The sequence below is a fragment of the Pseudomonas sp. 21LCFQ010 genome, from assembly GCF_024129905.1.
Classification (GTDB): Bacteria; Pseudomonadota; Gammaproteobacteria; order Pseudomonadales; family Pseudomonadaceae; genus Aquipseudomonas.
Map to the genome: position 1 here is coordinate 75,400 of NZ_JAMYDZ010000006.1, position 23,558 is coordinate 98,957.

Below are 23,558 nucleotides of genomic sequence, written 5' to 3' on the forward strand. Positions count from 1 at the left end.
TAGAGCGGGAATCAAGGTTTCAGGGCTGCTTATGGCGTCGATTGTAATTAAGATGGCCGAGTGTTTCTTCCAGCCAAGGTGCAAAACCGTGAGCGCGAACAACCCTCTTCTGCAACCGTACGACCTGCCTCCTTTCTCGGCGATCCGTGCCGAGCACGTAAAACCGGCCATTGACCAGATTCTGGCCGACAACCGCGCGGCCATTGCGAGCATTCTTGCCCAACAAGGCGAGCAGCCGGACTGGGCCGGGCTGATCCTGGCGCTGGATGAAGTCAATGATCGGCTGGGCGCGGCCTGGAGCCCGGTCAGCCACCTCAACGCAGTGTGCAACAGCGCCGAGCTGCGTGAAGCCTATGAGTCGTGCCTGCCCGCGCTGAGCGCCTATTCCACCGAGATGGGCCAGAACCGTACGCTGTTCCAGGCCTATGAGGCCCTGGCGGCGAGCCCGGCGGCGGCCGGTTTCGATGTTGCCCAGAAGACCATTGTTGAGCATGCGTTGCGCGACTTCCGTTTGTCGGGCATCGATCTGCCGCCCGAGCAGCAGAAGCGCTACGCCGAAGTGCAGAGCAAGCTGTCGGAGCTGGGCAGCCAGTTCTCCAATCAGTTGCTCGACGCGACCCAGGCCTGGACCAAACTGGTCACTGACGAGGCAGCGCTCGATGGCCTGACCGAGTCGGCCAAACAGCAGATGGCTGCCGCCGCGCAGGCCAAGGATCTGCAGGGCTGGCTGATTACCCTGGAATTCCCTAGCTATTACGCGGTGATGACCTACGCCAACGACCGTGCGCTGCGCCAGGAGCTGTACACCGCCTACTGCACTCGCGCCTCGGATCAAGGCCCGAACGCCGGGCAGAATGACAACGGCCCGGTGATGGAGCAGATCCTCGATCTGCGCCAGGAGCTGGCCACCCTGCTGGGTTTTGCCAACTTTGCCGAACTGAGCCTGGCGACCAAGATGGCCGAGTCCAGCGACCAGGTGCTGAGCTTCCTGCGTGACCTGGCGGTGCGCAGCAAACCGTTCGCCGCCCAGGACCTGCAACAGCTCAAGGCCTTTGCCGCCGAGCAGGGTTGCCCGGACCTGCAAAGCTGGGACACCGGTTACTACGGCGAGAAGCTTCGCGAGCAGCGCTACAGCGTGTCGCAGGAAACCGTGCGCGCCTGGTTCCCGATCGACAAGGTGCTGGGCGGCCTGTTCAACATCGTGCAGCGTCTGTATGGCATCGAAATCAACGAGCTGAGCGGTTTCGACACTTGGCATCCGGATGTGCGCCTGTTCGAGATCAAGGAAAACGGCCAGCACGTCGGTCGGTTCTTCTTCGACCTCTATGCCCGCGCCAACAAGCGCGGCGGTGCCTGGATGGATGGCGCCCGTGACCGTCGGCGCACCGCTGGCGGCCAGTTGCAGAGCCCGGTGGCCAACCTGGTGTGCAACTTTACCCCGGCCTCGCCCGGCAAGCCGGCGCTGCTGACCCACGATGAAGTCACCACGCTGTTCCACGAGTTCGGTCACGGCCTGCATCACCTGCTGACCCGTATCGAGCATGCCGGTGTGTCGGGCATCAACGGTGTGGCCTGGGACGCGGTGGAGCTGCCGAGCCAGTTCATGGAGAACTGGTGCTGGGAGCCTGAAGGGCTGGCGCTGATCTCCGGTCACTATGAAACCGGTGAGCCGCTGCCGCAGGACCTGCTGGAAAAAATGCTCGCGGCGAAGAATTTCCAGTCCGGGCTGATGATGGTTCGCCAGTTGGAGTTCTCGTTATTCGACTTCGAGCTGCACGCCACCCATGGCGACGGCCGTAGCGTGCTGCAGGTTATTGAAGGGGTGCGTGACGAAGTCTCGGTGATGCGTCCGCCCGCCTACAACCGCTTTGCCAACGGCTTTGCGCATATCTTTGCCGGCGGCTACGCGGCCGGTTACTACAGCTACAAATGGGCTGAAGTGCTGTCGGCCGATGCCTTCTCGAAATTTGAAGAAGACGGCGTGCTCAATGCCGAGACCGGCCGGGCTTTCCGCGAGGCGATTCTGGCCCGTGGCGGCTCCCAGGCACCGATGGTGCTGTTCGTCGATTTCCGCGGACGCGAGCCATCGATTGACGCACTCTTGCGCCATTGCGGCCTGAGTGAGGAAGCGGCATGAGCGATGGCCCCGTGGTCACTCCAAAACGCTTTATCGCCGGGGCGGTGTGCCCGGCGTGCAGCGAGCCCGACAAGCTCAAGATGTGGAGCGAAGACGGGGTTCCGCACCGTGAGTGCGTGAACTGCGGCTACAGCGACACCCTCAACGAGCAGGGCCTGTCGGTGCCCAAAGAGCTGGGCACCCGGGTCAACCGGGTCGAAGTCAAACCGGCCAACCCCAAGGTGCAGGGCGTGCAGTTCTTCCCTAATCCGAAGCTCAAGAAGCCGGTTGATCCGGGCTGATATCGCTGAACGGCTCCGGAGCCTGCAAGGTTGGCTCCGGCACCGTTGTCAAAACGGTCTGTCAGGGTCCGGCCCTCAGCAGGCCCTGCACTTCAGAAAGGCTCTGGCCAGGTCGTAAAGAACCTCGTCTGGCGGCATGTCGTAATCATCCTGGGAGCCATTCAAGTCTTCATCCCAGGCAGGCTTTTCAAATTCGTCCTCGCCGTCCGGCGATAAAACACGCGCCACGCTGACCGGTTCTGCCTCGGCGTCTTCGAAAAACTCGATCTGAATTTCAATGGCCCTGCCCCTTTGGACGGTGTAGGCAGTCAGGTGTATTTCGTAATTAGTGGCCATCATCCACCTCGCATCAATAAAGGATTGCGATGACTCGGGAACCGAGCAATAGCTGCCGGAGCACGGTAGCCCTCGTTTCAGGCCGGGTCTACTGACAGAAATGACAGCGAATCTGGCAGCCGGTGTTCTTATCGACGGTCGTGGCAGCAGGCCGATATTGTTGTACTGTATATAAAAACAGTATTTGGGCAGCCAGCATGACTCTGACACCGGCAATCCGTGGCCGCGGTACGGCCAGTAATCCGCACAACCGGTTCGCGCCGCAGCGTTCGGTGGCCGAAGACGACGGCTGGTATCAGGAGGTGCCGCTGACCCAGGGCACTGAAGTGATCCATGAAACCGCCAAGAGCATCATTACCCGCAATACCTCGCCGGATATCCCTTTCGACCGCTCGATCAATCCTTATCGCGGCTGCGAGCATGGCTGCATCTATTGTTTCGCCCGGCCCAGCCATGCCTATTGGGACATGTCGCCGGGGCTGGATTTTGAAACGAAGCTGATCGCCAAGACCAATGCTGCGGCGCTGCTGGAGCAGCAGTTGTCCAAACCCGGTTATCGCTGTGCACCGATCAACCTGGGGGCCAACACCGACCCTTATCAGCCTATCGAGCGCGAGTACAAACTGACCCGCGCTACGCTGGAAGTGCTGCTGCGCTATCGGCACCCGGTGACCATCGTCACCAAGGGTTCGCTGATCTTGCGCGACCTCGACCTGCTCAGTGAGCTGGCCCGTCAGCGTCTGGTATCAGTGATGATCAGCCTGACCACTCAGGATGATGAACTCAAGCGCATTCTCGAGCCGCGCGCGGCGGCACCGGCGGCGCGTTTGCGGGCGATCCGGGTGTTGCGTGAGGCCGGCGTGCCGGTGGGCGTGTTGTGCGCGCCGATGATCCCGATGATCAACGACAGCGAGCTGGAAACCCTGATGCAGCAAGCCAGGGACGCCGGCGCGCTGAGTGCCAGCTACATCATGCTGCGTCTGCCGCTGGAGGTGGCGCCACTGTTCGAAGAGTGGCTGGCCAGCCATTACCCGCAACGCGCAGCGCATGTCATGAGCCTGATCCGCCAGAGCCGTAACGGTGCCAACAATGACAGCCGGTTCGGTTCGAGGATGCGCGGCGAAGGCCAGTTTGCCGAGCTGCTGTCAAAGCGCTACGCCCTCGCTGCCCGGCGTTTGGGCCTCGCCAAGCGGGAAAGTTTTGCGCTGGACTGTGACTCTTTCTGCCCACCCGGTGGTCAGATGTCATTGCTATAGGTCAATAAATAGATGGCACAAGGCTATTGACAAATTGTGTTTCATTAATGTTGCTTTAAGTTTCATTTAAGCTTTGATGGTTAGTCTGCAGCCCGGAGTGTCCCTTTGGCAGCGTGCAACGGAGCTGCGCGCATGAATCGAGCCGGGGGACTACTGCGCTATCCGAATGAAGCATGAAATCCACTTCAGGGTGCCTCTAAAAACGTAGGCGAGGCAGGCAACGCAGCGATGGCGCGCGTAGCGCCGTAGGCGCCCAGCCAGCAGGTAGTTTTTAGAGATGTCCTTCAACCCGCCAGAGAGGATGAGACATGAGTGACAAGGACAAACAACCGTCGGCCCCTTCCCAACCGGATGTGGAAACTGCCGAACAGGCCTTGCAACACATCGTGGATGGCTTCGTGCAATTTCGTCATGAGGTCTTCCCCCAGCAGGAAGAGTTGTTCAAGAAACTGGCCAATGCCCAACGGCCACGCGCCATGTTCATTACCTGCGCCGACTCGCGCATCGTGCCTGAACTGATTACCCAGAGCTCGCCAGGCGACCTGTTCGTGACCCGTAACGTCGGCAACGTGGTGCCGCCCTACGGGCAGATGAACGGTGGCGTATCGACTGCCATCGAATACGCGGTCATGGCCCTGGGCGTACAGCACATCATCATCTGTGGTCACTCCGACTGCGGCGCCATGCGTGCGGTGCTCAACCCGCATACGCTGGACAAGATGCCGACGGTCAAAGCCTGGCTGCGGCATGCCGAGGTGGCCCGCACAGTGGTTGAAGACAACTGCTCGTGCGGCGCCGAGCACGAGAGCATGGGCGTGCTGACCCAGGAAAACGTCATCGCTCAGTTGCAGCACCTGCGTACCCACCCGTCAGTCGCATCCAAACTGGCCAGCGGTCAGTTGTCGATTCATGGCTGGGTGTACAGCATCGAAACCAGCGAAATTCTCGCCTATGACTCTGTACTGGACCGCTTCCGCCCGCTTGACGGCGAAGCTCCGGTGCCGACAGCGACGCCCAAGGCGCGCTTCTAAGAGAGGCTTGCGATTGGCCGTCGTCTGACGGCCGACCGCTCAAGGCCTGACTTGCCCCCGCGCCACGGCGCGGCGGACTTACCTTTCCTGCCCATGGTGGCGGCTGCGTTGTGAACGCGTCGTCAGGTATTGCCGTGCCTGAATGAATCGGTCGCGGTGGAACAATCACGTCTGTAGAAAATCGGAGAGTTGTCATGGATGCCACAGCCGCTAAAGGTGCTTCATCAATCCAATCTGTCTTGCCACGGGAGCTATTGGCTTCCGTGGTGGTGTTTCTTGTTGCCTTGCCGCTGTGCATGGGTATTGCCATCGCCTCGGGCATGCCCCCGGCCAAAGGCCTGATCACCGGTATCATCGGTGGTCTGGTGGTCGGCTTTCTGGCCGGATCACCGCTGCAGGTCAGTGGCCCGGCGGCCGGGCTTGCGGTGCTGGTATTCGAGCTGGTGCGCACGCATGGCATGGCCATGCTCGGTCCGATCCTGCTGCTGGCCGGTCTGCTGCAACTACTGGCCGGGCGCTTCAAGCTCGGTTGCTGGTTCCGCGTCACGGCACCGGCAGTGGTGTACGGCATGCTGGCCGGTATTGGTGTGTTGATCGTGCTATCGCAGATTCACGTGATGTTCGACAGCGGGCCCAAGCCTTCCGGGCTGGATAACCTGATCGGCTTCCCGACCACCCTGATGCAGGCCATTGGTCCTGGCAGCGGCATGCAGGCCGGCCTGCTCGGGCTGGGCACCATTGCGGTGATGTACGGCTGGGAAAAACTGCGTCCGCAATCGCTGCGCTTCGTACCCGGCGCGCTGCTCGGGGTCGGTATTGCCACGGCGGTCAGCCTGTACCTGGCGCTTGAGGTCAAGCGGGTTCAGGTGCCAGCGGATCTGACTGAAGCCATCGACTGGCTGCGGGTCGAAGACCTGGTCAATCTGGCTAACCCGTCAGTGCTGATTGCCGCCTTTGCCGTCGCCTTCATTGCCAGTGCCGAAACCTTGCTGTCCGCTGCGGCGGTGGACCGCATGCATAACGGTGTGCGCTCGGACTTCGACAAGGAGCTCAGCGCTCAGGGGGTGGGCAATATGCTCTGCGGCCTGGTCGGTGCCTTGCCGATGACCGGAGTGATCGTGCGCAGTTCGGCCAACGTGCAGGCCGGTGCCACCACCCGCATGTCGACGATCTTCCATGGCCTGTGGCTGCTGGCGTTTGTCTTGCTGCTGTCGAGCGTGCTGCAGAGCATTCCGGTGGCGAGCCTGGCAGGCGTGCTGGTGTATACCGGCCTGAAGCTGGTAGACATGAAGGCGTTCCGTGGTCTGGGTCGTTATGGGCGGATGCCGATGTTCACTTATGCAGCCACGGCTGCGGCCATTATCTTCACTGACCTGTTGACCGGTGTGCTGGTCGGTTTCGCCCTGACCCTGGTCAAACTGGCCTTCAAGGCCGCGCGTCTGAAGATCAGCCTGGTGCCGCTCGATGGCGAGCAGGAGCTGGAGTTGCGTCTGGTGGGTGCGGCAACCTTTCTCAAGGTGCCTGCGCTGACTCAAGTGTTGGGAAGTATCCCGCAGGGCAGCACGGTCCATGTGCCGCTGGGAAATCTGAACTACATCGATCACTCCTGCCTGGAGCTGCTCGAAGAGTGGGGCCGGGCCAATGCTGCCCAAGGGACGCGGTTGATCATCGAGCCGCGTGGTTTGAAGCGTCGCCTGGAAGGGCGAGTGCGCACCAATACCGGGGTCGGTGCCAGTACCGCCTGACTGATCAGTGCAGGGCGTTGGTCTGCAAGCCTTCCAGCTCCAGGACAACGCCCAGTTGCAGTGACAGGCACGGCCAGCGTTGCCAGGCTGCTTCGGTACCCGGACTGGCGAGCCGCTCGCGATAGGCCTGTACCGACTTCTGGGCAAAGCTTTCCTCATTAAGCATTTCACGCACCGCATGGTGCACCGCTTCATCCAGCTGGTTGGCGAAGTTCTCGCCAATCAGTTGGTGGGCGATGACATTGGCCACTGTCGAGTCGGACGGGATCAACGGTCGGCCCAGGTAGCGGATATACAGATCGTTGACTTCCTCGACCAGCCGGTGCGCCAGGTAGGCCTCGTCCAGCAGGCTGTCCAGGCCTTCATGGCCGTTCATGATGGCCGGCGGGCTGGTAAAGAACTGCGATGCAATACGCAACACCGGTTTGATCTGCTCTTCTATTCCGGCTTCCTGCGCCACGCTGTGGGCGGCATCCAGCAAGTCCGGCACATGTTCTATGTACGCCGAGATGAAATTTTTCAATACCGTGTGGGCATCGCCCTTGTCCAGAGCGATGGCGGGGTGAAGGCTGGGCAGTTGTTGTTCAAGTTGATGCAGCAGATGGCCTGTATCGGCTTCGTGTTGTTGGGCACGCTTAATCTGCTCACGCAATGCAGCAGTGTTCATTCATTCTCCTGAAGGCCTGGGACACTAATTTACTGTTTATAAAACGAGTAAAGAAAAAACGTTTCCGCATTGATCTTCGCTGCCTGCACATGCTGGATTGAACGAAGTTTGACGAATTTTCCTACGCGTCAGGGATGACATACATTAGCGCGATTAAATTGGGATCCAAGATCGTTTTCGCATAAGAAATGGTTTTTTATATGGCTGAACGGTCAAAAAAAAGACCAGCCAGTCATCCAGACCTTTCTGACCACCCGCATCGTGGCTGCAACGGCGTGTCTATACTGCTGTTCAGGAAGCAGGTTGATGGTCCCAGGTGCTTTGCCGACGGCTGCATAAAGCGGCTGTAACGCTTGGTTTACAAGCCCTGAGCGACCCGAGTCCGTAGTCCGCTAGCCGCTCCCCGGCCGCAGGTATCTGTCTGCGCAGTTGTATGTGCCATGAGGGAAACCCCAATGACGTGTCATCCCCGGATGTGGATGGCCCTTTTGTGGTGGGCGACCAGCGGTCAGGTTTTTGCGGCATGGACCACCAATATGGCGCCCGGTGTCACGGGCGTCAGCCAGGCGGTCTACCAGCTGCACATGACCATCTTCTGGATCTGCGTGGTGATCGGCGTCGTGGTATTCGGCGCCATCGGCTGGAGTGTGTTCGCCTATCGCCGCTCACGTGGCCGCCAGGCCGCAGACTTTCATGAGAACACCCGGGTCGAGATCCTCTGGACCGTAGTGCCGCTGCTGATTCTGGTGGTGATGGCGATTCCGGCGACCCGCACGCTGATCGACATGTATGACGCCAGCGAGTCGCAGGTCGATATCCAGATCACCGGTTATCAGTGGAAGTGGCATTACAAATACCTGGGCCAGGACGTCGAGTTCTTCAGCAACCTGAACACCTCCGCTGAGCAGATCAACAACCGCGACGCCAAGAACCCGCATTACCTGCTGGAAGTCGATCAGCCGCTGGTCTTGCCGGTGGGGCAGAAGGTGCGCTTTCTGGTTACCGGCGCCGATGTCATTCACTCCTGGTGGGTGCCGGCCTTTGCCGTCAAGCGTGATGCCATTCCCGGCTTCATTCACGAAGCCTGGACGCGCATCGACAAGCCCGGCATCTATCGCGGCCAATGCACCGAGCTGTGCGGCAAGGATCACGGCTTCATGCCCGTGGTGGTCGACGCCCGGCCCCAGGCCGAGTTCCAGAGCTGGTTGGCCGAGCGCAAGCAGGAAAGCCTGCGGGTCAAGGCGCTGACCGACAAACAGTGGACCCGTGAGGAACTGATCCAGAAAGGCGATGAGGTCTATCACAAGGTCTGCGCCGCCTGTCATCAGGCTGAGGGCCAGGGATTACCGCCGGCGTTCCCGGCCCTCAAGGGCTCGAAAATTGCCACTGGGCCGATGGCAGCGCACCTGAATATTGTCTTCAACGGCAAACCGGGCACCGCCATGGCCGCGTTCGGCAAGCAACTGTCGGAAGTGGATATCGCCGCAGTAGTGACGTACGAGCGCAATGCCTGGGGCAATGCCCAGGGCGACATGCTGACCCCCAAAGAGGTGCTGGCCTTCAAGCAGGCCAGCCAATGATGCCACGTACCGTAGGAGCCGCCGGTCGGCGATCCGCTTTAGCGGCGAACGCTTCGCAGCTAAAGCTGCTCCTACAGGAGAGAAGCTTTGAGCACTGTACTTGACGGCTACAGCCACGGCCCGGCCAAGGGCTTGATGCGCTGGCTGCTGACCACCAACCACAAGGACATCGGCACCTTGTACCTGTGGTTCAGTTTCAGCATGTTCCTGCTTGGTGGCACCTTTGCCATGGTCATCCGCGCCGAGCTGTTCCAGCCGGGCCTGCAGATCGTCCAGCCGGGGTTCTTCAACCAGATGACCACCATGCACGGTCTGGTCATGGTCTTTGGCGCAGTGATGCCGGCTTTTGTCGGGCTGGCCAACTGGATGATCCCGCTGATGATCGGCGCGCCGGACATGGCCTTGCCACGGCTCAACAACTTCAGCTTCTGGCTGTTGCCGGCTGCATTTCTGTTGCTGGTCTCGACCCTGTTCAGCCCCGGTGGCGGTCCCAATTTCGGCTGGACCTTCTACGCGCCGCTGTCGACCACCTACGCGCCGCCGAGCGTGACGTTCTTCATTTTTGCCATCCACCTGATGGGCATCAGTTCGATCATGGGCGCGATCAACGTCATCGCCACAATCCTCAACCTGCGCGCGCCGGGCATGACCCTGATGAAGATGCCGCTGTTCGTCTGGACCTGGCTGATCACGGCCTTTTTGCTGATTGCCGTCATGCCGGTGCTGGCCGGTTGCGTGACCATGATGCTGCTGGACATCCACTTCGGCACCAGCTTCTTCAATGCCGCTGGCGGTGGCGACCCGGTGCTGTTCCAGCATGTGTTCTGGTTTTTCGGTCATCCGGAGGTGTACATCATGATCCTGCCGGCCTTCGGCGCGATCAGCTCGATCATCCCGGCGTTTTCGCGCAAGCCGTTGTTCGGCTATACCTCCATGGTCTACGCCACAGCCTCAATCGCGCTGCTGTCGTTTCTGGTCTGGGCGCATCACATGTTTGTTGTGGGGATGCCGCTGATGGGGGAATTGTTCTTCATGTACGCCACCATGCTGATAGCCGTGCCAACCGGGGTGAAGGTGTTCAATTGGGTCAGCACCATGTGGCAGGGCTCACTGACTTTCGAGACGCCCATGCTGTTTGCCGTGGCCTTTGTGATTCTGTTCACCATCGGCGGCTTTTCAGGCCTGATGCTGGCCATCGCCCCGGCGGATTTTCAGTATCAGGACACCTATTTCGTGGTCGCGCACTTTCATTACGTGCTGGTGCCGGGGGCGATTTTTGGCATCTTTGCCTCGGCTTATTACTGGCTGCCCAAGTGGACCGGGCATATGTACGACGAAACCCTGGGCAAGCTGCATTTCTGGATGTCCTTCGTGGGCATGAACCTGGCGTTCTTCCCCATGCATTTCGTCGGCCTGGCCGGTATGCCGCGCCGGGTGCCGGACTACAACCTGCAATTTGCCAACTTCAACATGATCTCTTCGATAGGGGCCTTTACCTTCGGGGTGACCCAGTTGCTGTTTCTGTTCATCGTCATCAAGACCATCCGTGGCGGCACCCCTGCCCCGGCCAAACCCTGGGATGGTGCAGAAGGCCTGGAATGGAGCGTGCCGTCCCCGGCGCCCTATCACACCTTCAGCAGCCCGCCGGTGATCAAGTGAACACGGTCCGCTCTTCGCGTCGTCTGGTGCGCCGCCTGCTGGTGCTGGTGGTGGTCATGTTCGGCTTTGGTTTTGCCCTGGTGCCGTTTTACGAATTGATGTGCCAGGCCTTCGGCCTCAATGGCAAGACCGGCGGCCCGTATCGTGGCGAGCAAGTGGTCGATGACCAGCGTCTGGTGCGGGTGCTGTTCGTTTCCAGCAATGCGGCGGGGATGAACTGGGCGTTTTATCCCAAAGCCAGTGAGTTGCGCGTTCATCCGGGCGCGGTCAACGAAATGATCTTCGTCGCCAGCAACCCCGACAGCAGGCCCATGACCGCCCAGGCAGTGCCCAGCGTTGCACCGGGGCGGGCGGCGGCCTGGTTTCACAAGACCGAGTGCTTTTGTTTTACCCAGCAGGTGTTGCAGCCGGGTGAGCGCATCGAAATGCCGGTGCGCTTCATCATCGACCGTGACCTGCCCGGCGAGGTGCAGCAGTTGACCCTGGCCTACACGCTGTTCGACATCACCGCCCGCCAGCCGCCGGTGGCGCGTGTCGGCAAGGATGGCGGCTGAGCGGGAGGCATCAATGAGCGACCCACAGCACTATTACGTCCCGCCCCAGAGCAAGTGGCCGATCATTGCCACGCTGGCGCTGCTGATCAGCATGTACGGCCTGGGTAGCTGGATCAACGACCACAAGGCCGGCCAGCCCGACGGCCCTGGGCCGTGGATCTTGCTGGTCGGCGCACTGCTGATCGGCTGGATGATGTACGGCTGGTTCGGCGCGGTCGTGCGCGAAAGCCGCGCCGGCCTGTATAGCGCTCAGCTGGACCGGTCGTTTCGCTGGGGGATGGGCTGGTTCATCTTTTCCGAGGTGATGTTCTTCGCCGCCTTCTTCGGCATGCTGTTTTATATCCGCTACTGGTCCGGCCCATGGCTGGGGGGCGAAGGGGCCAATGGAATTTCCAACATGCTCTGGCCCAACTTCCATTACCAGTGGCCGATGCTCGACACCCCCGACCCGAAACGCTACCCGGCGCCCGCGGGGGTCATTAACCCGTGGCAATTGCCGCTGCTCAATACCGTGCTGCTGGTCAGCTCCAGCGTGACCCTGACCCTGGCGCATCACGCCCTTAAACGCGATGCCCGGCGGCCTTTGAAGCTCTGGCTGGCGGCAACCCTGATGCTGGGCGGCGCTTTTTTGTTGTTCCAGGCGCTGGAGTACCTGCATGCCTACCATGAGCTGGGCCTGACCCTGGGCTCGGGCATCTACGGCGCGACGTTCTTTCTGCTTACCGGCTTTCATGGTGCCCACGTGACCATTGGCACCCTGATTCTGCTGGTGATGCTGCTGCGCATTGTGCGCGGGCACTTCGACAGCCAGCGCCAGTTCGGCTTCGAGGCGGCCAGTTGGTACTGGCATTTTGTGGATGTGGTGTGGATCGGTCTGTTTGTCTTCGTCTACGTCCTGTAGGAGCAGCTTTAGCGGCGAAGCCTTGGCGGCCAACGCCGAGCGCCGCCTGCTGTTCCTCCACGGTCAGTCGTTAGCCGGTGCCGATCTGGCCGCTATAAAAGCCCCAGGTGATCAGCGCCACGCTCAGTACCGCGAGTATTACCCGCAGGGTCAGGGCGCTGAGCAAGCGGGTCGAGGGTTGTTGGTCGCGGGTCAGAAACACCAGGCCGCTGAACAGGCTGACCAGCATCGCGGCCAGTGACACGACAATCGCAACTTTGAGCATCACCACTCCAGGAGCAATCACATGCAATGGAGTATAGGAGCCGGTCCGCGGCTCCATGGGGGTAGCGGATGAGGCGCTTCGTTGCGCAGCCACTGCCGACCCTGGCGTTGATGCTGCTGCTGCCGTTGCTGATTGGCCTGGGGCTTTGGCAACTGCAGCGCGCCGAGCAAAAGACTGGCTTGCTGGCGGCTCACCAACGCCACCAAGGCATGCCACCCGCGCCGTTGCAGGCGGTGATGCAGGCAACCGACCCCGCCTGGCGCCGGGTAGCGCTGCACGGTCGGTTCGATGCCGGGCATAGCCTGTTGCTGGACAACAGCAGTCGCGATGGCCGGGCCGGCGTGGAGTTGCTTCAGCCATTTCTGGACGAGGGCAGTGGCCTGTGGGTATTGCTCAATCGTGGCTGGCTGCCCTGGCCGGATCGACGCATCGCACCGGCCTACAGCACCCCGCCAATGCCACTGAGTCTGCAGGCCTGGGTCTATGTGCCGCTGGGGCGGGGCTTTCAATTGCAGGCCGATGCGCTGAACGCAGACTGGCCACGGCTGGTGACGCAGGTCGACGGGCAGCGGCTATGGAATGAACTGGGCCGCGCCGGCTACCCCCATGAGCTGCGCCTGCTGCCGGGCATGGCGGCGTATCGGGCCGACTGGCCTGTGGTCAATCAGGCGCCGGCCAGCCACCGCGGCTATGCCGTGCAGTGGTTCAGCCTGGCCGCTGCGCTGGTCGGTTTGTACCTGTACCTGTGCTGCACGGTTGCCGCCCGGAGGCGATCATGAACGCCCGTCAGTCGGGACGCTGGCAGTTGCTGTTGCTGCTGGCGGGCTTCCTGCTGCCGATGCTGCTTGCCGCTGGCATGTATCGTTGGCAGTTCTGGCTGCCGGACAGTCGTACCTACCACGGGCAATTGCTCGGCACTGGCCAGTTGCGTGCCGATCTGGGCGTGCAGGCCTCTGAGACGCGCTGGCAACTGCTGGTCACCACTCCTGGCGCATGTGCAGAGGATTGTCGGCAACTGGTTTACCTGGCCCGGCAGATCCATACCGGGCTGGGCCGCGAGGCCGGACGCGCCAGCCATGCGCTGGCCATGGGCGCCGGACCCGCAGAGGGGTTTGAGGATTACCCGCAGCTACGTCTTTTGCCCTTGAACCTACAGCGGTATCGCGCGCTGGCTCCGTCTGACGGGCGGCCTCGCCTCTGGATTGTCGACCCCCACGGCAATCTGGTGCTGCGCTACGACGCCGGGGTGCGTGGCCAGGATGTTCTGCGCGACCTGCGGCACCTGCTGAAACTGTCGAATATCGGCTGACTGGAGGCTGTCATGGCTGACCGCGGATTTCACCTGGCGCTGTTTGCGACGTTACTGGCCCTGCTGGTGTTGTTGCTGGGCGCCTGGACCCGCTTGACTCATGCCGGGCTTGGCTGCCCGGACTGGCCGGGTTGTTATGGATTTGCCACGGTGCCGTCCGGGGCGCTGCAACAGGCACTGGCGCAAAGCCGTTTCCCTCAGACCGTACTGGAGGCCGATAAAGGCTGGTACGAAATGATCCATCGCTACGGCGCCGCCCTGCTCGGCCTGAGCATCGGCCTGCTGATGCTGCAGGCGTGGGCGCGTGGGCAAGGCTTGCGTTTGCCGCTGCTATTGCTGGGGCTGGTGATTGCCCAGGCGTTGCTGGGTATGTGGACCGTCACCCTCAGGCTGTGGCCGCCAGTGGTGACCCTGCATTTGCTCGGTGCCGTGGCGATTCTGGGCCTGCTGTTGGTGCTGACCCTGCGGTTGAGCGGCGTCGCTGCGCCGGTTATCCGGAGCAGCGTTTTACTGCGCGGCCTGGCACTGTTGGCGCTGATGCTGGCGGTGCTGCAGATAGGTCTTGGCGGCTGGGTCAGCACTCATTATGCCGCCCACGCCTGCCCCGACCTGCCGACCTGTCAGGGCCAATGGTGGCCGCCAAACGACTTTGCCGCAGGCTTTGACCTCAGCCTGCCAGTGGGGCCGAACTATCTGGGCGGTATGCTGGACGGTGAGGCTCGTACTGCGATTCATCTCGCTCATCGATTGGGCGCGCTGTTGCTCAGCCTGGCGGTGCTGGGCCTGGCCTGGCGGCTTGTGCGGACGGGGTTGAGCGGGCTGGGGGCGGTGTTGTTGCTGCTGTTGCTGGCGCAACTGGGACTCGGTATGGGCAATGTGCTGCTGCAATTTCCGGTGTGGCTGGCCCTGGCCCACAGCGCCGGCGGCGCATTACTGATGCTGTGGCTGACGCTGGTCAACTACCGTCTGTGGCAGGCCGCTGGTGACTGATGAAGGTTGTGCCTGAGCGGCGCATGGGTCTAGGCTTGGCGTTTTCGTCCTGCTGTGCATGCTTCGGGCAGGCCGGACAGTGCAATCAATGGACCATCGACCATGACCCGAACCCAGAAAACCGTCTTCATCTCTGTTGCCATCGTGGCCGTGATTCTCGGCCTGATCGTCCAGCGCGTGCTGTCCGGTCATGGCGGTGCCGATCAGGCGGCACTGGTTGACGCCGGGATCATCATGTTGCCGCAAAGCCGCCCGGTGCCGGCGCTGAAAATGACTGACCAGCACGGCGAGCCGGTGTCGATCGACCAGCTTAAAGACAAGTGGACCCTGGTGTTTTTTGGCTACACCTATTGCCCGGATATCTGCCCCGCCACGCTGGCGCAACTGCGCCAGATCAAGGCCGGCTTGACCGAAGAGCAGGCTGGCCGCCTGCGCGTAGTGTTGGTCAGTGTCGACCCCGAGCGTGATACCCCTGAGCAACTCAGGCAGTACCTGGAGTATTTCGACAAGAGCTTTATCGGCCTGCGCGCCTCGGTGGCGGACCTCAAGACCCTGTCCAGCGCCATGAGTATTCCGTTCATCCCGGCTGACACCAGCAAACCGGGCTACACCGTCGACCACAGCGGCAATCTCGCCCTGCTCGGCCCGGATGGCCGCCAACGCGGCTTTATCCGTGCCCCGCTGAACGTCAAGAAGCTGAGTGAGCAACTGCCGGTGCTGCTCAAACCGTAGGAGCGAGCTTGCTCGCGAAGGCTATTTTCCAGGCGCAGCATTGGTGCTGGCCGTTCAATTGCTTTCGCGACCAAGGTCGCTCCTACAGGGGGTATGAGGCATTTATCAGAACGCTGGAACCACAGCGCCTTTGTACTTCTCGGCGATGAACGCCTTCACTTCAGGGCTGGTCAGGGCAGCGGCCAGCTTCTGCAGTGCCTGGGAGTCCTTGTTGTCCGGACGTGCCACCAGCAGGTTGGCGTAAGGCGATTCAGCGCCTTCGATCACCAGCGCATCCTTGGTCGGGTCCAGTTTGGCGCCCAGCGCGTAGTTGGTGTTGATCAGCGCCAGATCGACCTGGGTCAGCACGCGAGGCAGGGTCGCCGCTTCCAGCTCACGGAACTTCAGGTTTTTCGGGTTAGTGGCCACGTCTTTCGGAGTCGCCAGGATGCTGCTCGGGTCTTTCAGGGTGATCAGACCGGCCTTGGCCAGCAGCAGGAAGGCACGACCTTCGTTGGTGGCATCGTTCGGCAGGGCTACCGTGGCGCCGTTGGGCAGGTCTTCAAGCTTCTTGAACTTCTCGGAGTAGGCACCGAACGGCTCAACGTGGATCTTGGCTACGCTGACCAGGTCGGTGCCCTTGCCCTTGTTGAACTCATCCAGGTACGGCTGGTGCTGGAAGAAGTTGGCGTCCAGACGCTTCTCGGCGACTTGCACGTTAGGCTGGATGTAGTCGGTGAACACCTTGATCTTCAGGTCCACGCCTTCTTTGGCCAGCGTCGGTTTGACGAACTCCAGCAACTCGGCTTGCGGAACGGCCGTGGCGGCGATGCTCAGGGTTTCGGCGGCCTGGGCCGACAGTGCGGTCATGGCGGCGAATGCGACGACTAGTTTTTTCATGCAACAACTCCTTTTAACGGCCCGCGTCCGGCGGGCCACAGCCAACGGATGCAATTAACGGTGTGAAAAATACGCGACCAGCCTGTCGCCGACGGTTTGCAGGATCTGCACCAGCACCAGCAGCAAGACCACCGTGACAAACATCACATCATTCTGGAAGCGCTGGTAACCATAGCGGATCGCCAGATCGCCGAGGCCGCCGGCGCCCACTGCACCGGCCATGGCGGTGAACGACACCAGGGCAATGGCGGTGACGGTGATCGCCGCGATGATGCCGGGACGGGCCTCGGGCAGCAGCGCGTTGAGGATGATCTGGCGGGTGGTGGCGCCCATCGCCTGGGTGGCTTCGATGATGCCTTTGTCGACCTCGCGCAGCGCGGTTTCCACCAGCCGGGCAAAGAACGGTGTGGCCCCGGCGATCAGCGGCGGCAGGGTGCCGAGGATCCCCAGCGAGGTGCCGGTGATGATCTGGGTCAGCGGCATCATCACGATCAGCAGGATGATGAACGGCAAGGCGCGCAGCATGTTCACGATCAGCCCGACCGTGGCGTACAGCGGCTTGTTCTCCAGCAACTGGCGCGGCGAGGTGAGAAACATCAGCACGCCCAGCGGCAGGCCGAACAGCACGGTAAAGGCCAGGGACACGCCGAGCATGATCAGGGTATCGCCGCTGGCGACCCAGATCTCGTACCAGTCGACGTTGGAAAACAGTTCAAGGAAAGCGTCCATCAGCGCAGGACCTCCATATGGACATCAGCGGCGCTGAAGCGGGCGAAGGCGGCGTCCACGTCGCCGCCGGTGATGGCCAGGGTCAACTGGCCGTAAGGGATATCCTTGATGCGGTCGATACGCCCGGCCAGGATGCTGTAGTCGACCCCGGTTTCGCGGGCGACGGTGCCCAGCAGTGGCGCGTAGGTGGCTTCACCCTGGAACGTCAGGCGCACGATGCGGCCCTGGACATGGGCGAAGTCTTCGCGCTGCTCGTTCTCGTCGAGTTGCTCGTCTTCCTGGACGAAGCGCCGGGTGGTCGGATGCTGCGGGTGCAGGAACACGTCGGCGACCCTGCCCTGCTCGACAATCACCCCGGCGTCCATCACCGCGACCTGGTCACAGACCCGGCGGATCACATCCATCTCATGGGTGATCAGCACGATGGTCAGTTTCAGCTCGCGATTGATCTCGGCCAGCAGTTGCAGAACCTGAGCGGTGGTCTGTGGGTCGAGGGCACTGGTGGCTTCGTCACACAGCAGGATTTTGGGCCGGGTTGCCAGGGCGCGGGCGATGCCGACGCGCTGCTTCTGGCCACCGGATAATTGCGACGGGTATTTCTGCGCATGGGCGCTCAGGCCGACCCGCTCCAGCAGCTCGGCAACGCGCTGGTCGATCTGCTCGCGGGACATAGTGCCGGCCAGGCTCAGCGGCATGCCGACGTTGTCGGCCACGGTCTTGGACGACAGCAGGTTGAAGTGCTGGAAGATCATCCCGACCTGCTGGCGAAAGCGCCGCAGATCGTGGGTGTCCAGTGCAGTCACGTCTTCACCGTCGACCAGAATACGGCCGCCGGTGGGATTTTCCAGGCGATTGATCAGGCGCAGCAAGGTGCTTTTGCCGGCACCGGAATGGCCGATCAGGCCGTAGACCTGGCCTGCTTCGATGCGCAGGCTGGTGGGGTGCAGGGCGGGGATGTCCTTGCCGGCGACGCGGTAGGTTTTCTGGACGTCAAGAAACTCGATCACTAACCGAACCTTTTGGGGCGAACCTTTATGGCGAACCTTGTGGGAGCGCGTTGAAAGTCAGCGCAGTGGCAGGGCGCACACTGGCCTGGCGAGCCGGGCTGGATAAGCCGGGCGCGCATTTTAGCCTGTCTATGCCGAGCTGCTTAGCATTTATTTGTCGGCCAGGCTGCGCAATGGCTATAACGCGACCGGCGGGGATATTGCCGGTGAAATTCTCTGAACGTCGTTTTATAGCCTCGGTCACTCCTTCAATACCGTGATGTTCATTCAACAGGCCCGGCAGGGCCGGAACTGACGAGGAGTAGTACCTGATGGCCAAGAAGACAGACGTGCCAGCCACCCCGGCCGCTAAAAGCGAGCTGGCCGGCACCGATACCCTGGACCGCGGCAACAGCAATGCCAAACTCGACGCGCTGGAGGCCTTTCGCTCGGATGCCACCGGCCAGGCGTTGCGTACCAACCAGGGAGTGAAGATCGCTGACAACCAGAACAGCCTCAAGGCCGGCAAGCGCGGGCCGACGCTGCTCGAAGATTTCATCATGCGCGAGAAAATCACGCATTTTGACCATGAGCGTATCCCGGAGCGCATTGTCCACGCCCGTGGCACCGCCGCTCACGGTTACTTCCAGAGTTACGATGACCACGCCACGCTGTCGAAGGCCGGTTTTCTGCGCGACCCCGGCAAGAAGACCCCGGTGTTCGTGCGCTTCTCTACCGTACAGGGGCCGCGCGGTTCCGGTGATACGGTGCGCGATGTGCGCGGCTTTGCCGTGAAGTTCTATACCGATGAAGGCAACTTCGATCTGGTCGGCAACAACGTGCCGGTGTTTTTCATTCAGGATGCGATCAAGTTTCCGGACTTCGTGCATGCAGTCAAACCCGAGCCGCATAACGAGATTCCTACCGGCGGCTCGGCCCATGACACGTTCTGGGACTTTGTTTCTCTGGTGCCGGAAACCAGCCATGCGGTGATCTGGGCGATGTCCGACCGGGCCATCCCGAAAAGCCTGCGCACCATCCAGGGCTTTGGCGTGCACACCTTTCGCCTGATCAACACCGAAGGCAAGGCCAGCTTCGTCAAATTCCACTGGAAGCCCAAGTACGGCGTGTGCTCGCTGGTCTGGGACGAAGCGCAGAAACTGGCCGGTAAAGACACCGACTTCCACCGCCGTGACCTCTGGGAGTCGATTGAAGCGGGCGACTACCCGGAGTGGGAGTTGGGCGTGCAGATCGTGGCTGAAGACGACGAGCACAACTTCGACTTCGACCTGCTCGACCCGACCAAGATCATTCCCGAAGAGTTGGTGCCGGTCACGCCGCTGGGCAAGATGGTGCTGGACCGTAACCCGGACAATTTCTTTGCCGAGACCGAGCAGGTCGCCTTCTGCCCTGGGCATATCGTGCCGGGCATCGACTTTTCCAATGACCCGCTGCTGCAGGGCCGGTTGTTCTCCTACACCGATACCCAGATCAGCCGCCTGGGCGGGCCGAACTTTCACGAGATCCCGATCAACCGCCCGGTTGCGCCGAACCACAACAACCAGCGTGACGCCCAGCATCGCACCACCCTCGACAAGGGCCGCGCCTCCTATCAGCCCAACTCGATTGACGGTGAGTGGCCACGCGAGACCCCGGCCGGTCCAGAGAATGGCGGGTTCGAGAGCTATCAGGAGCGCATCGAGGCGCACAAGGTGCGTGAGCGCAGCGAGTCGTTCAGCGACCACTTCTCTCAGGCCACGCTGTTTTTCAACAGCATGAGCGAGCACGAGAAAGAACACATCATTGCGGCCTACAGCTTTGAGCTGGGCAAGGTCGAGCGGGTGTTTATCCGGGAGCGGGTGCTCAATGAAATTCTCGCCAATATCGACCTGACCCTGGCTGCTCGGGTAGCGAAAAACCTCGGTTTGCCTGCCCCCAAGACTCGTACTGCACAGGAGTACCAGCAGGCCATCAAAGAGTCCCCGGCGCTGAGCCAGGTCAACCTGCTGTCAGGTGATATCGCTTCGCGCAAGGTTGCGGTGCTGGTGGCCGATGGCGTCAATGGCAAGGATGTCGAAAAGCTCAAGGCTGCGCTGAGCGCCCGCGGCGCGCATACCAAGGTGCTGGGGCCGACCTCTGCGCCGGTGACTACCGCCGATGGCAAGACCCTGCAAGTCGACGCTTCGGCTGAAGGTCTGCCGTCAGTGGCGTTCGATGCGGTGTTCGTGCCGGGCGGTGCGGACTCGGTCAAGGCATTGAGCACGGACGGCGTTGCCCTGCACTTCATCCTCGAAGCCTACAAGCACCTCAAGGCCATTGCCGTCGCTGGCGAGGCCAAGACGCTGCTGAGCCAGTTGCGGCTGGATGAAGATGCCGGATTGCTGGAAGTGTCGGACAGCTCGTCCACCGAGGCGTTCTTTGACGCGATTGCCCAGCACCGGGTTTGGGCGCGTGAGCCGAAAGCCAAGGCGGTACCGGCTTGATTGAGACCTGTCTGTAGAGCTAATGCCGATCAGTTAAGCGATAAGTGGCTCTGGCTCGGTATTCGTGGGAGGAGCCGACCGGCTCCTCCCGCAGGACTAAGTCGGTCTTGACTGATCGGCATTGGTCCTGCGGGTATGGAGTGTTCGACGGGACCCGTTGGGCTCAGAGCCCGGCGGGGCTGAGGATGATCTGGGCCGGTTGCTTGCGTTCGATCTGGCGACGCAGGTCCAGTTCAAAGCTCGGGTTGAGCTTGTTGACCCGCTTGCTGACCAGATCGGCCAGCCATGGGTAGTCGTCGGTCCGCGGCACCTGAATCAACACGTCACAGTTGAAGCTCACTACATCGGCGGCAATGGCATCGAGTTGCCGGCGCATTTGCGCGATATCGGTGGTTTCGAGCTGGATACGGGTATGCGGCACGCTCGGGTCGATGAGCTTGGCGATACGCCTGGCTTCGGCGGCCTTCAGCTCAGCTTCAGCCTGGTCCAGTTCGGCCTTGCGCGCTTCGGCAATGGCGCCGTTGACGCCGCTGGTCAACGCGGGGGCCTTGGGCATCAATGCGCGGGCACGGCTCAGTGCCGTGGCAGCGCCATTGACGTCACCTTTTTGCAGGCTGATCTGGCTGCGGCTCAGGTAGGCCTCGGCCAACTGGCGTTGCAGCGGGTCCAGGCGCGGGTCGGCAGCGTCAGCGCCCTGCAGCGTGGCCAACTGGTCTTCGGCGGTCGCCAGTTCGTTGCCTTTGATGCTCTGCTCAAGCAGCGCAAAGCCGTCCGGCCGGGCTTCGGGCTCGGCAGGTTGAGGTGGCGGCGCGCTCTGGCAGGCCCCCAGCAACAGGGCGAATGCGGCAAGCAGCAGATAGCGGGAGGCGGGCAGCTTCATTTCTGCGGTTCTCTATTTGCGCAAAAAACGAGCAAGTCTACACCGCCCGCTTGGGGAGAACAAAGCTGAGCAGAAACAGCGCGCAGGCACAGACCACGATCGAGGGGCCGGCCGGGGTATCCTTGAGCCATGACAGCGACAGCCCACCACCCACCGCCACCACGCCCAGCACGCTGGCGCCCAGCGCCATCTGCTCTGGCGAGCGGGCGTGACGCTGTGCCGCAGCCGCCGGGATGATCAGCAGCGAAGTAATCAGCAGCACACCGACGATTTTCATTGCCACGGCAATCACCACGGCAATCAACAGCATCATGGTCATGCGCAGAGTGGTGACCGGCAGGCCTTCGACCCGCGCCAGTTCCTCGTGTACGGTCACTGCCAGCAGTGGCCGCCACAGCGCCAGGATCAACACCATGACCAATGCGCTGCCGCCGAGAATCCAGGCTAGGTCGGTGGGGCTGATCGCCAACAGGTCACCGAACAGATAGGCCATCAGGTCGATCCGTACTTCGTGCATGAAGCTCAGTACCACCAGGCCCAGCGACAGGGTACTGGGCGCCAGAATGCCCAGCAGGGTGTCGGAGGCCAGCGGCTGGCGCTGTTGCAGAGTCACCAGCAGGATCGCCAGCAACAGGCAGCCGACGGTGACCGCCACGGTCGGGCTGATGTCCAGCAGAAACCCCAGAGCCACACCCAGCAATGCAGCGTGGGACAGCGTGTCGCCGAAATAGGCCATGCGCCGCCAGACCACGAATGAGCCTAGCGGGCCTGCTACCAGAGCCAGAGCAATACCGGCGAGCAGGGCATACAACAGAAAATCAGCCATGCTTGCAGCCGTCTCCGTGAACATGAGGTTTGAAGCGCAGGGGTTGGGGTTCGGCGTCGTTCACCACTTCGCCATGCAGGTCGTGGGCGTGGTCATGGTGGTGGTGATAGATCGCCAGGCTCGGCGCATTCTGGCCGAACAGCTCGACAAAGGCCGGGTCGGTGCTGACCTGCTCGGGGTGCCCTGAGCAACACACATGGCGGTTCAGGCACACCACCTGATCGGTGGTGCTCATCACCAGATGCAGATCATGAGAGACCATCAGCACGCCGCAACCGTGGCGGTCGCGCAGCCGGGTAATCAGGCTGTACAGCTCGGCCTGGCCCGCGACATCGACGCCCTGTACCGGTTCGTCGAGCACCAGCAGCTCGGGCTCGCGCAGCAGCGCCCGGGCCAGCAGCACACGCTGCATCTCGCCACCGGAAATGCCCTGCAACGGGCTGTCGATGACCTTGCCGGCGCCGACCTCTTCCAGCGCGGCCATGGCCTTGGCCCGGTCGACCCCCGGCACCAGGCGCAGAAAGCGCAGCACCGACAGTGGCAGGGTCTGGTCGACATGGAGCTTTTGCGGCATGTAGCCGACGCGCAGTTTCGGCTTGCGCCAGACCCGCCCGGAGGTCGGGTTCAACAGGCCGAGCACGGCACGCACCAGGGTGGTCTTGCCGGCGCCGTTGGGGCCGATCAGGGTGACGATCTCACCGGCGCTGACGCTCAGGCCGATATTGTCCAGAACGTTCTGCCCGGACAGGGTGACCGCCACCTGTTCCAGGCTGATCAGCGGGGTGCTCATCAGGCCGCCTTGCAGCCGGCGCATACGCCGACGATTTCGATGGTCTGGCCTTCGGCGGCAAAGCCGACTTCATTGGCCGCGTTGATCACCGCATCGCTGATGGTCTGGTGTTGCAGTTCGATGGCCGCGTGGCACTTGCGGCAGATCAGAAACTGGCCCTGGTGGGCATGCGCCGGATGATTGCAGCCGGTGAAGGCGTTGAGCGAGGCGATGCGGTGCACCAGGCCGTTTTCCAGCAGAAAATCCAGCGCGCGATACACGGTGGGCGGTGCGGCACGGCGGCCGTCGGCTTCGCTGAGTACGCCTAGGATGTCGTAGGCACCCAGCGGCTTGTGGCTTTGCCAGACCAGTTCAAGCACGCGGCGGCGCAAGGCGGTAAGGCGCAAGCCTTTGCTGGCACACAGGGCATCGGCTTCGCTGAGGGCTGAATGCACGCAGTGAGAGTGATCGTGAGGGCGGCTGGCCAGAGGTGTAATAGGCATGGGCGGCGACGATATTGGCTGGAGACGTTATTATGTTACCCGTTCCTGCCCGATATGAGT

At 61.8% G+C, this 23,558-nt stretch carries 24 protein-coding genes; 14 read left to right on the plus strand and 10 right to left on the minus strand.

The window, feature by feature from the left end:
- Positions 1–88 precede the first annotated feature (88 nt).
- Both prlC and NJC38_RS09580 read left to right on the plus strand, forming a co-directional pair.
- Positions 89–2,137 carry an oligopeptidase A gene (prlC, locus tag NJC38_RS09575; protein ID WP_253113840.1) on the plus strand — a complete coding sequence of 683 codons (2,049 nt, stop codon included), beginning with the start codon at positions 89–91 and terminating at the stop codon, positions 2,135–2,137.
- Positions 2,134–2,418, plus strand: coding sequence for a YheV family putative zinc ribbon protein (locus tag NJC38_RS09580; RefSeq protein ID WP_045485205.1), 285 nt, complete (start codon positions 2,134–2,136; stop codon positions 2,416–2,418). The genes prlC and NJC38_RS09580 overlap by 4 nt, the downstream gene beginning before the upstream one ends.
- Before the next feature lie 75 nt (positions 2,419–2,493).
- Here NJC38_RS09580 and NJC38_RS09585 read toward each other — a convergent pair whose 3' ends face one another.
- Entirely contained in the window at positions 2,494–2,754 is a 261-nt protein-coding gene (locus tag NJC38_RS09585) for a hypothetical protein (protein ID WP_253113844.1), read from the minus strand.
- Between the two features lie 197 nt (positions 2,755–2,951).
- On the opposite strand from NJC38_RS09585, the gene NJC38_RS09590 reads away from it, so the two are divergent.
- The 3 genes from NJC38_RS09590 to NJC38_RS09600 all read left to right on the plus strand — a co-directional run bounded on the left by NJC38_RS09590 (position 2,952) and on the right by NJC38_RS09600 (position 6,786).
- Positions 2,952–4,010 (plus strand): PA0069 family radical SAM protein, encoded by a 1,059-nt coding sequence (locus NJC38_RS09590; protein ID WP_253113847.1) that lies wholly within the window; start codon positions 2,952–2,954, stop codon positions 4,008–4,010.
- A gap of 308 nt (positions 4,011–4,318) precedes the next feature.
- Positions 4,319–5,041: a carbonic anhydrase gene (locus tag NJC38_RS09595; RefSeq protein WP_045485199.1), complete on the plus strand. Its 723-nt coding sequence runs from the start codon at positions 4,319–4,321 to the stop codon at positions 5,039–5,041.
- A gap of 194 nt (positions 5,042–5,235) precedes the next feature.
- Positions 5,236–6,786: a SulP family inorganic anion transporter gene (locus NJC38_RS09600; protein WP_253113850.1), complete on the plus strand. Its 1,551-nt coding sequence runs from the start codon at positions 5,236–5,238 to the stop codon at positions 6,784–6,786.
- Between the two features lie 4 nt (positions 6,787–6,790).
- Here NJC38_RS09600 and NJC38_RS09605 read toward each other — a convergent pair whose 3' ends face one another.
- Entirely contained in the window at positions 6,791–7,453 is a 663-nt protein-coding gene (locus NJC38_RS09605) for a hypothetical protein (RefSeq protein WP_045485196.1), read from the minus strand.
- A gap of 455 nt (positions 7,454–7,908) precedes the next feature.
- Here NJC38_RS09605 and coxB point away from each other — a divergent pair, with 455 nt between their 5' ends.
- The 4 genes from coxB (at position 7,909) to NJC38_RS09625 (ending at position 12,147) form a co-directional block, all read left to right on the plus strand.
- The gene (gene coxB, locus NJC38_RS09610; protein ID WP_253113853.1) at positions 7,909–9,033 is read left to right on the plus strand and encodes a cytochrome c oxidase subunit II; all 1,125 of its coding nucleotides are present in this window, start codon (positions 7,909–7,911) and stop codon (positions 9,031–9,033) included.
- A 135-nt stretch (positions 9,034–9,168) separates the two neighbouring features.
- On the plus strand, positions 9,169–10,692 hold the full coding sequence (ctaD, locus tag NJC38_RS09615) for a cytochrome c oxidase subunit I (protein WP_253114206.1): 1,524 nt from the start codon (positions 9,169–9,171) through the stop codon (positions 10,690–10,692).
- On the plus strand, positions 10,689–11,246 hold the full coding sequence (locus tag NJC38_RS09620) for a cytochrome c oxidase assembly protein (RefSeq protein WP_253113856.1): 558 nt from the start codon (positions 10,689–10,691) through the stop codon (positions 11,244–11,246). Before ctaD ends, NJC38_RS09620 begins: the two co-directional genes overlap by 4 nt.
- Before the next feature lie 13 nt (positions 11,247–11,259).
- Positions 11,260–12,147, plus strand: coding sequence for a cytochrome c oxidase subunit 3 (locus NJC38_RS09625; RefSeq protein ID WP_253113858.1), 888 nt, complete (start codon positions 11,260–11,262; stop codon positions 12,145–12,147).
- Positions 12,148–12,217: 70 nt separating this feature from the next.
- Here NJC38_RS09625 and NJC38_RS09630 read toward each other — a convergent pair whose 3' ends face one another.
- Positions 12,218–12,412: a twin transmembrane helix small protein gene (locus tag NJC38_RS09630; protein ID WP_045485184.1), complete on the minus strand. Its 195-nt coding sequence runs from the start codon at positions 12,410–12,412 to the stop codon at positions 12,218–12,220.
- Positions 12,413–12,480: 68 nt separating this feature from the next.
- Between NJC38_RS09630 and NJC38_RS09635 the strand changes: the two genes are divergently transcribed.
- The 4 genes from NJC38_RS09635 (at position 12,481) to NJC38_RS09650 (ending at position 15,443) form a co-directional block, all read left to right on the plus strand.
- On the plus strand, positions 12,481–13,191 hold the full coding sequence (locus NJC38_RS09635; protein WP_045485181.1) for an SURF1 family protein: 711 nt from the start codon (positions 12,481–12,483) through the stop codon (positions 13,189–13,191).
- Complete coding sequence (locus NJC38_RS09640; RefSeq protein ID WP_045485178.1) at positions 13,188–13,721, plus strand: hypothetical protein; 534 nt, start codon at positions 13,188–13,190, stop codon at positions 13,719–13,721. The genes NJC38_RS09635 and NJC38_RS09640 overlap by 4 nt, the downstream gene beginning before the upstream one ends.
- Before the next feature lie 12 nt (positions 13,722–13,733).
- Positions 13,734–14,711, plus strand: coding sequence for a COX15/CtaA family protein (locus NJC38_RS09645; RefSeq protein WP_253113861.1), 978 nt, complete (start codon positions 13,734–13,736; stop codon positions 14,709–14,711).
- A gap of 102 nt (positions 14,712–14,813) precedes the next feature.
- A complete protein-coding gene (locus NJC38_RS09650; protein WP_045485176.1) occupies positions 14,814–15,443 on the plus strand; it encodes an SCO family protein in 630 nt (209 codons plus the stop codon).
- Positions 15,444–15,548: 105 nt separating this feature from the next.
- Here the strand turns inward: NJC38_RS09650 and NJC38_RS09655 are convergent, their stop codons facing one another.
- The 3 genes from NJC38_RS09655 to NJC38_RS09665 are packed head-to-tail and all read right to left on the minus strand — an operon-like array spanning position 15,549 to position 18,058.
- Entirely contained in the window at positions 15,549–16,322 is a 774-nt protein-coding gene (locus NJC38_RS09655; protein WP_253113864.1) for a MetQ/NlpA family ABC transporter substrate-binding protein, read from the minus strand.
- Positions 16,323–16,376: 54 nt separating this feature from the next.
- Positions 16,377–17,051, minus strand: coding sequence for a methionine ABC transporter permease (locus NJC38_RS09660; RefSeq protein ID WP_253113866.1), 675 nt, complete (start codon positions 17,049–17,051; stop codon positions 16,377–16,379).
- On the minus strand, positions 17,051–18,058 hold the full coding sequence (locus NJC38_RS09665; RefSeq protein WP_045485167.1) for a methionine ABC transporter ATP-binding protein: 1,008 nt from the start codon (positions 18,056–18,058) through the stop codon (positions 17,051–17,053). Before NJC38_RS09665 ends, NJC38_RS09660 begins: the two co-directional genes overlap by 1 nt.
- A gap of 311 nt (positions 18,059–18,369) precedes the next feature.
- On the opposite strand from NJC38_RS09665, the gene katE reads away from it, so the two are divergent.
- Positions 18,370–20,520, plus strand: a complete 2,151-nt coding sequence (katE, locus tag NJC38_RS09670) for a catalase HPII (RefSeq protein ID WP_045485164.1) — start codon at positions 18,370–18,372, stop codon at positions 20,518–20,520.
- A gap of 163 nt (positions 20,521–20,683) precedes the next feature.
- Here the strand turns inward: katE and NJC38_RS09675 are convergent, their stop codons facing one another.
- The 4 genes from NJC38_RS09675 to NJC38_RS09690 are packed head-to-tail and all read right to left on the minus strand — an operon-like array spanning position 20,684 to position 23,498.
- A complete protein-coding gene (locus NJC38_RS09675) occupies positions 20,684–21,400 on the minus strand; it encodes a PA5502 family lipoprotein (RefSeq protein ID WP_253113868.1) in 717 nt (238 codons plus the stop codon).
- Between the two features lie 37 nt (positions 21,401–21,437).
- Entirely contained in the window at positions 21,438–22,226 is a 789-nt protein-coding gene (gene znuB / locus NJC38_RS09680; RefSeq protein ID WP_045485158.1) for a zinc ABC transporter permease subunit ZnuB, read from the minus strand.
- The gene (znuC, locus tag NJC38_RS09685) at positions 22,219–23,016 is read right to left on the minus strand and encodes a zinc ABC transporter ATP-binding protein ZnuC (RefSeq protein WP_045485155.1); all 798 of its coding nucleotides are present in this window, start codon (positions 23,014–23,016) and stop codon (positions 22,219–22,221) included. Before znuC ends, znuB begins: the two co-directional genes overlap by 8 nt.
- Positions 23,016–23,498: a Fur family transcriptional regulator gene (locus tag NJC38_RS09690; protein ID WP_045485153.1), complete on the minus strand. Its 483-nt coding sequence runs from the start codon at positions 23,496–23,498 to the stop codon at positions 23,016–23,018. Before NJC38_RS09690 ends, znuC begins: the two co-directional genes overlap by 1 nt.
- Positions 23,499–23,558: the final 60 nt, after the last annotated feature.

Coding starts and splice junctions, on each gene's coding strand:
- NJC38_RS09635 (WP_045485181.1), top strand. CDS start 12,481: ATGAGGCGCTTCGTTGCGCAGCCACTGCCGACCCTGGCGTTGATGCTG.
- NJC38_RS09590 (WP_253113847.1), top strand. CDS start 2,952: ATGACTCTGACACCGGCAATCCGTGGCCGCGGTACGGCCAGTAATCCG.
- NJC38_RS09655 (WP_253113864.1), bottom strand. CDS start 16,322: ATGAAAAAACTAGTCGTCGCATTCGCCGCCATGACCGCACTGTCGGCC.
- NJC38_RS09595 (WP_045485199.1), top strand. CDS start 4,319: ATGAGTGACAAGGACAAACAACCGTCGGCCCCTTCCCAACCGGATGTG.
- NJC38_RS09605 (WP_045485196.1), bottom strand. CDS start 7,453: ATGAACACTGCTGCATTGCGTGAGCAGATTAAGCGTGCCCAACAACAC.
- ctaD (WP_253114206.1), top strand. CDS start 9,169: ATGCGCTGGCTGCTGACCACCAACCACAAGGACATCGGCACCTTGTAC.
- coxB (WP_253113853.1), top strand. CDS start 7,909: ATGACGTGTCATCCCCGGATGTGGATGGCCCTTTTGTGGTGGGCGACC.
- znuB (WP_045485158.1), bottom strand. CDS start 22,226: ATGGCTGATTTTCTGTTGTATGCCCTGCTCGCCGGTATTGCTCTGGCT.
- NJC38_RS09585 (WP_253113844.1), bottom strand. CDS start 2,754: ATGGCCACTAATTACGAAATACACCTGACTGCCTACACCGTCCAAAGG.
- NJC38_RS09580 (WP_045485205.1), top strand. CDS start 2,134: ATGAGCGATGGCCCCGTGGTCACTCCAAAACGCTTTATCGCCGGGGCG.
- NJC38_RS09650 (WP_045485176.1), top strand. CDS start 14,814: ATGACCCGAACCCAGAAAACCGTCTTCATCTCTGTTGCCATCGTGGCC.
- NJC38_RS09630 (WP_045485184.1), bottom strand. CDS start 12,412: ATGCTCAAAGTTGCGATTGTCGTGTCACTGGCCGCGATGCTGGTCAGC.
- NJC38_RS09660 (WP_253113866.1), bottom strand. CDS start 17,051: ATGGACGCTTTCCTTGAACTGTTTTCCAACGTCGACTGGTACGAGATC.
- katE (WP_045485164.1), top strand. CDS start 18,370: ATGGCCAAGAAGACAGACGTGCCAGCCACCCCGGCCGCTAAAAGCGAG.
- NJC38_RS09640 (WP_045485178.1), top strand. CDS start 13,188: ATGAACGCCCGTCAGTCGGGACGCTGGCAGTTGCTGTTGCTGCTGGCG.
- NJC38_RS09600 (WP_253113850.1), top strand. CDS start 5,236: ATGGATGCCACAGCCGCTAAAGGTGCTTCATCAATCCAATCTGTCTTG.
- znuC (WP_045485155.1), bottom strand. CDS start 23,016: ATGAGCACCCCGCTGATCAGCCTGGAACAGGTGGCGGTCACCCTGTCC.
- NJC38_RS09625 (WP_253113858.1), top strand. CDS start 11,260: ATGAGCGACCCACAGCACTATTACGTCCCGCCCCAGAGCAAGTGGCCG.
- NJC38_RS09690 (WP_045485153.1), bottom strand. CDS start 23,498: ATGCCTATTACACCTCTGGCCAGCCGCCCTCACGATCACTCTCACTGC.
- NJC38_RS09675 (WP_253113868.1), bottom strand. CDS start 21,400: ATGAAGCTGCCCGCCTCCCGCTATCTGCTGCTTGCCGCATTCGCCCTG.
- NJC38_RS09645 (WP_253113861.1), top strand. CDS start 13,734: ATGGCTGACCGCGGATTTCACCTGGCGCTGTTTGCGACGTTACTGGCC.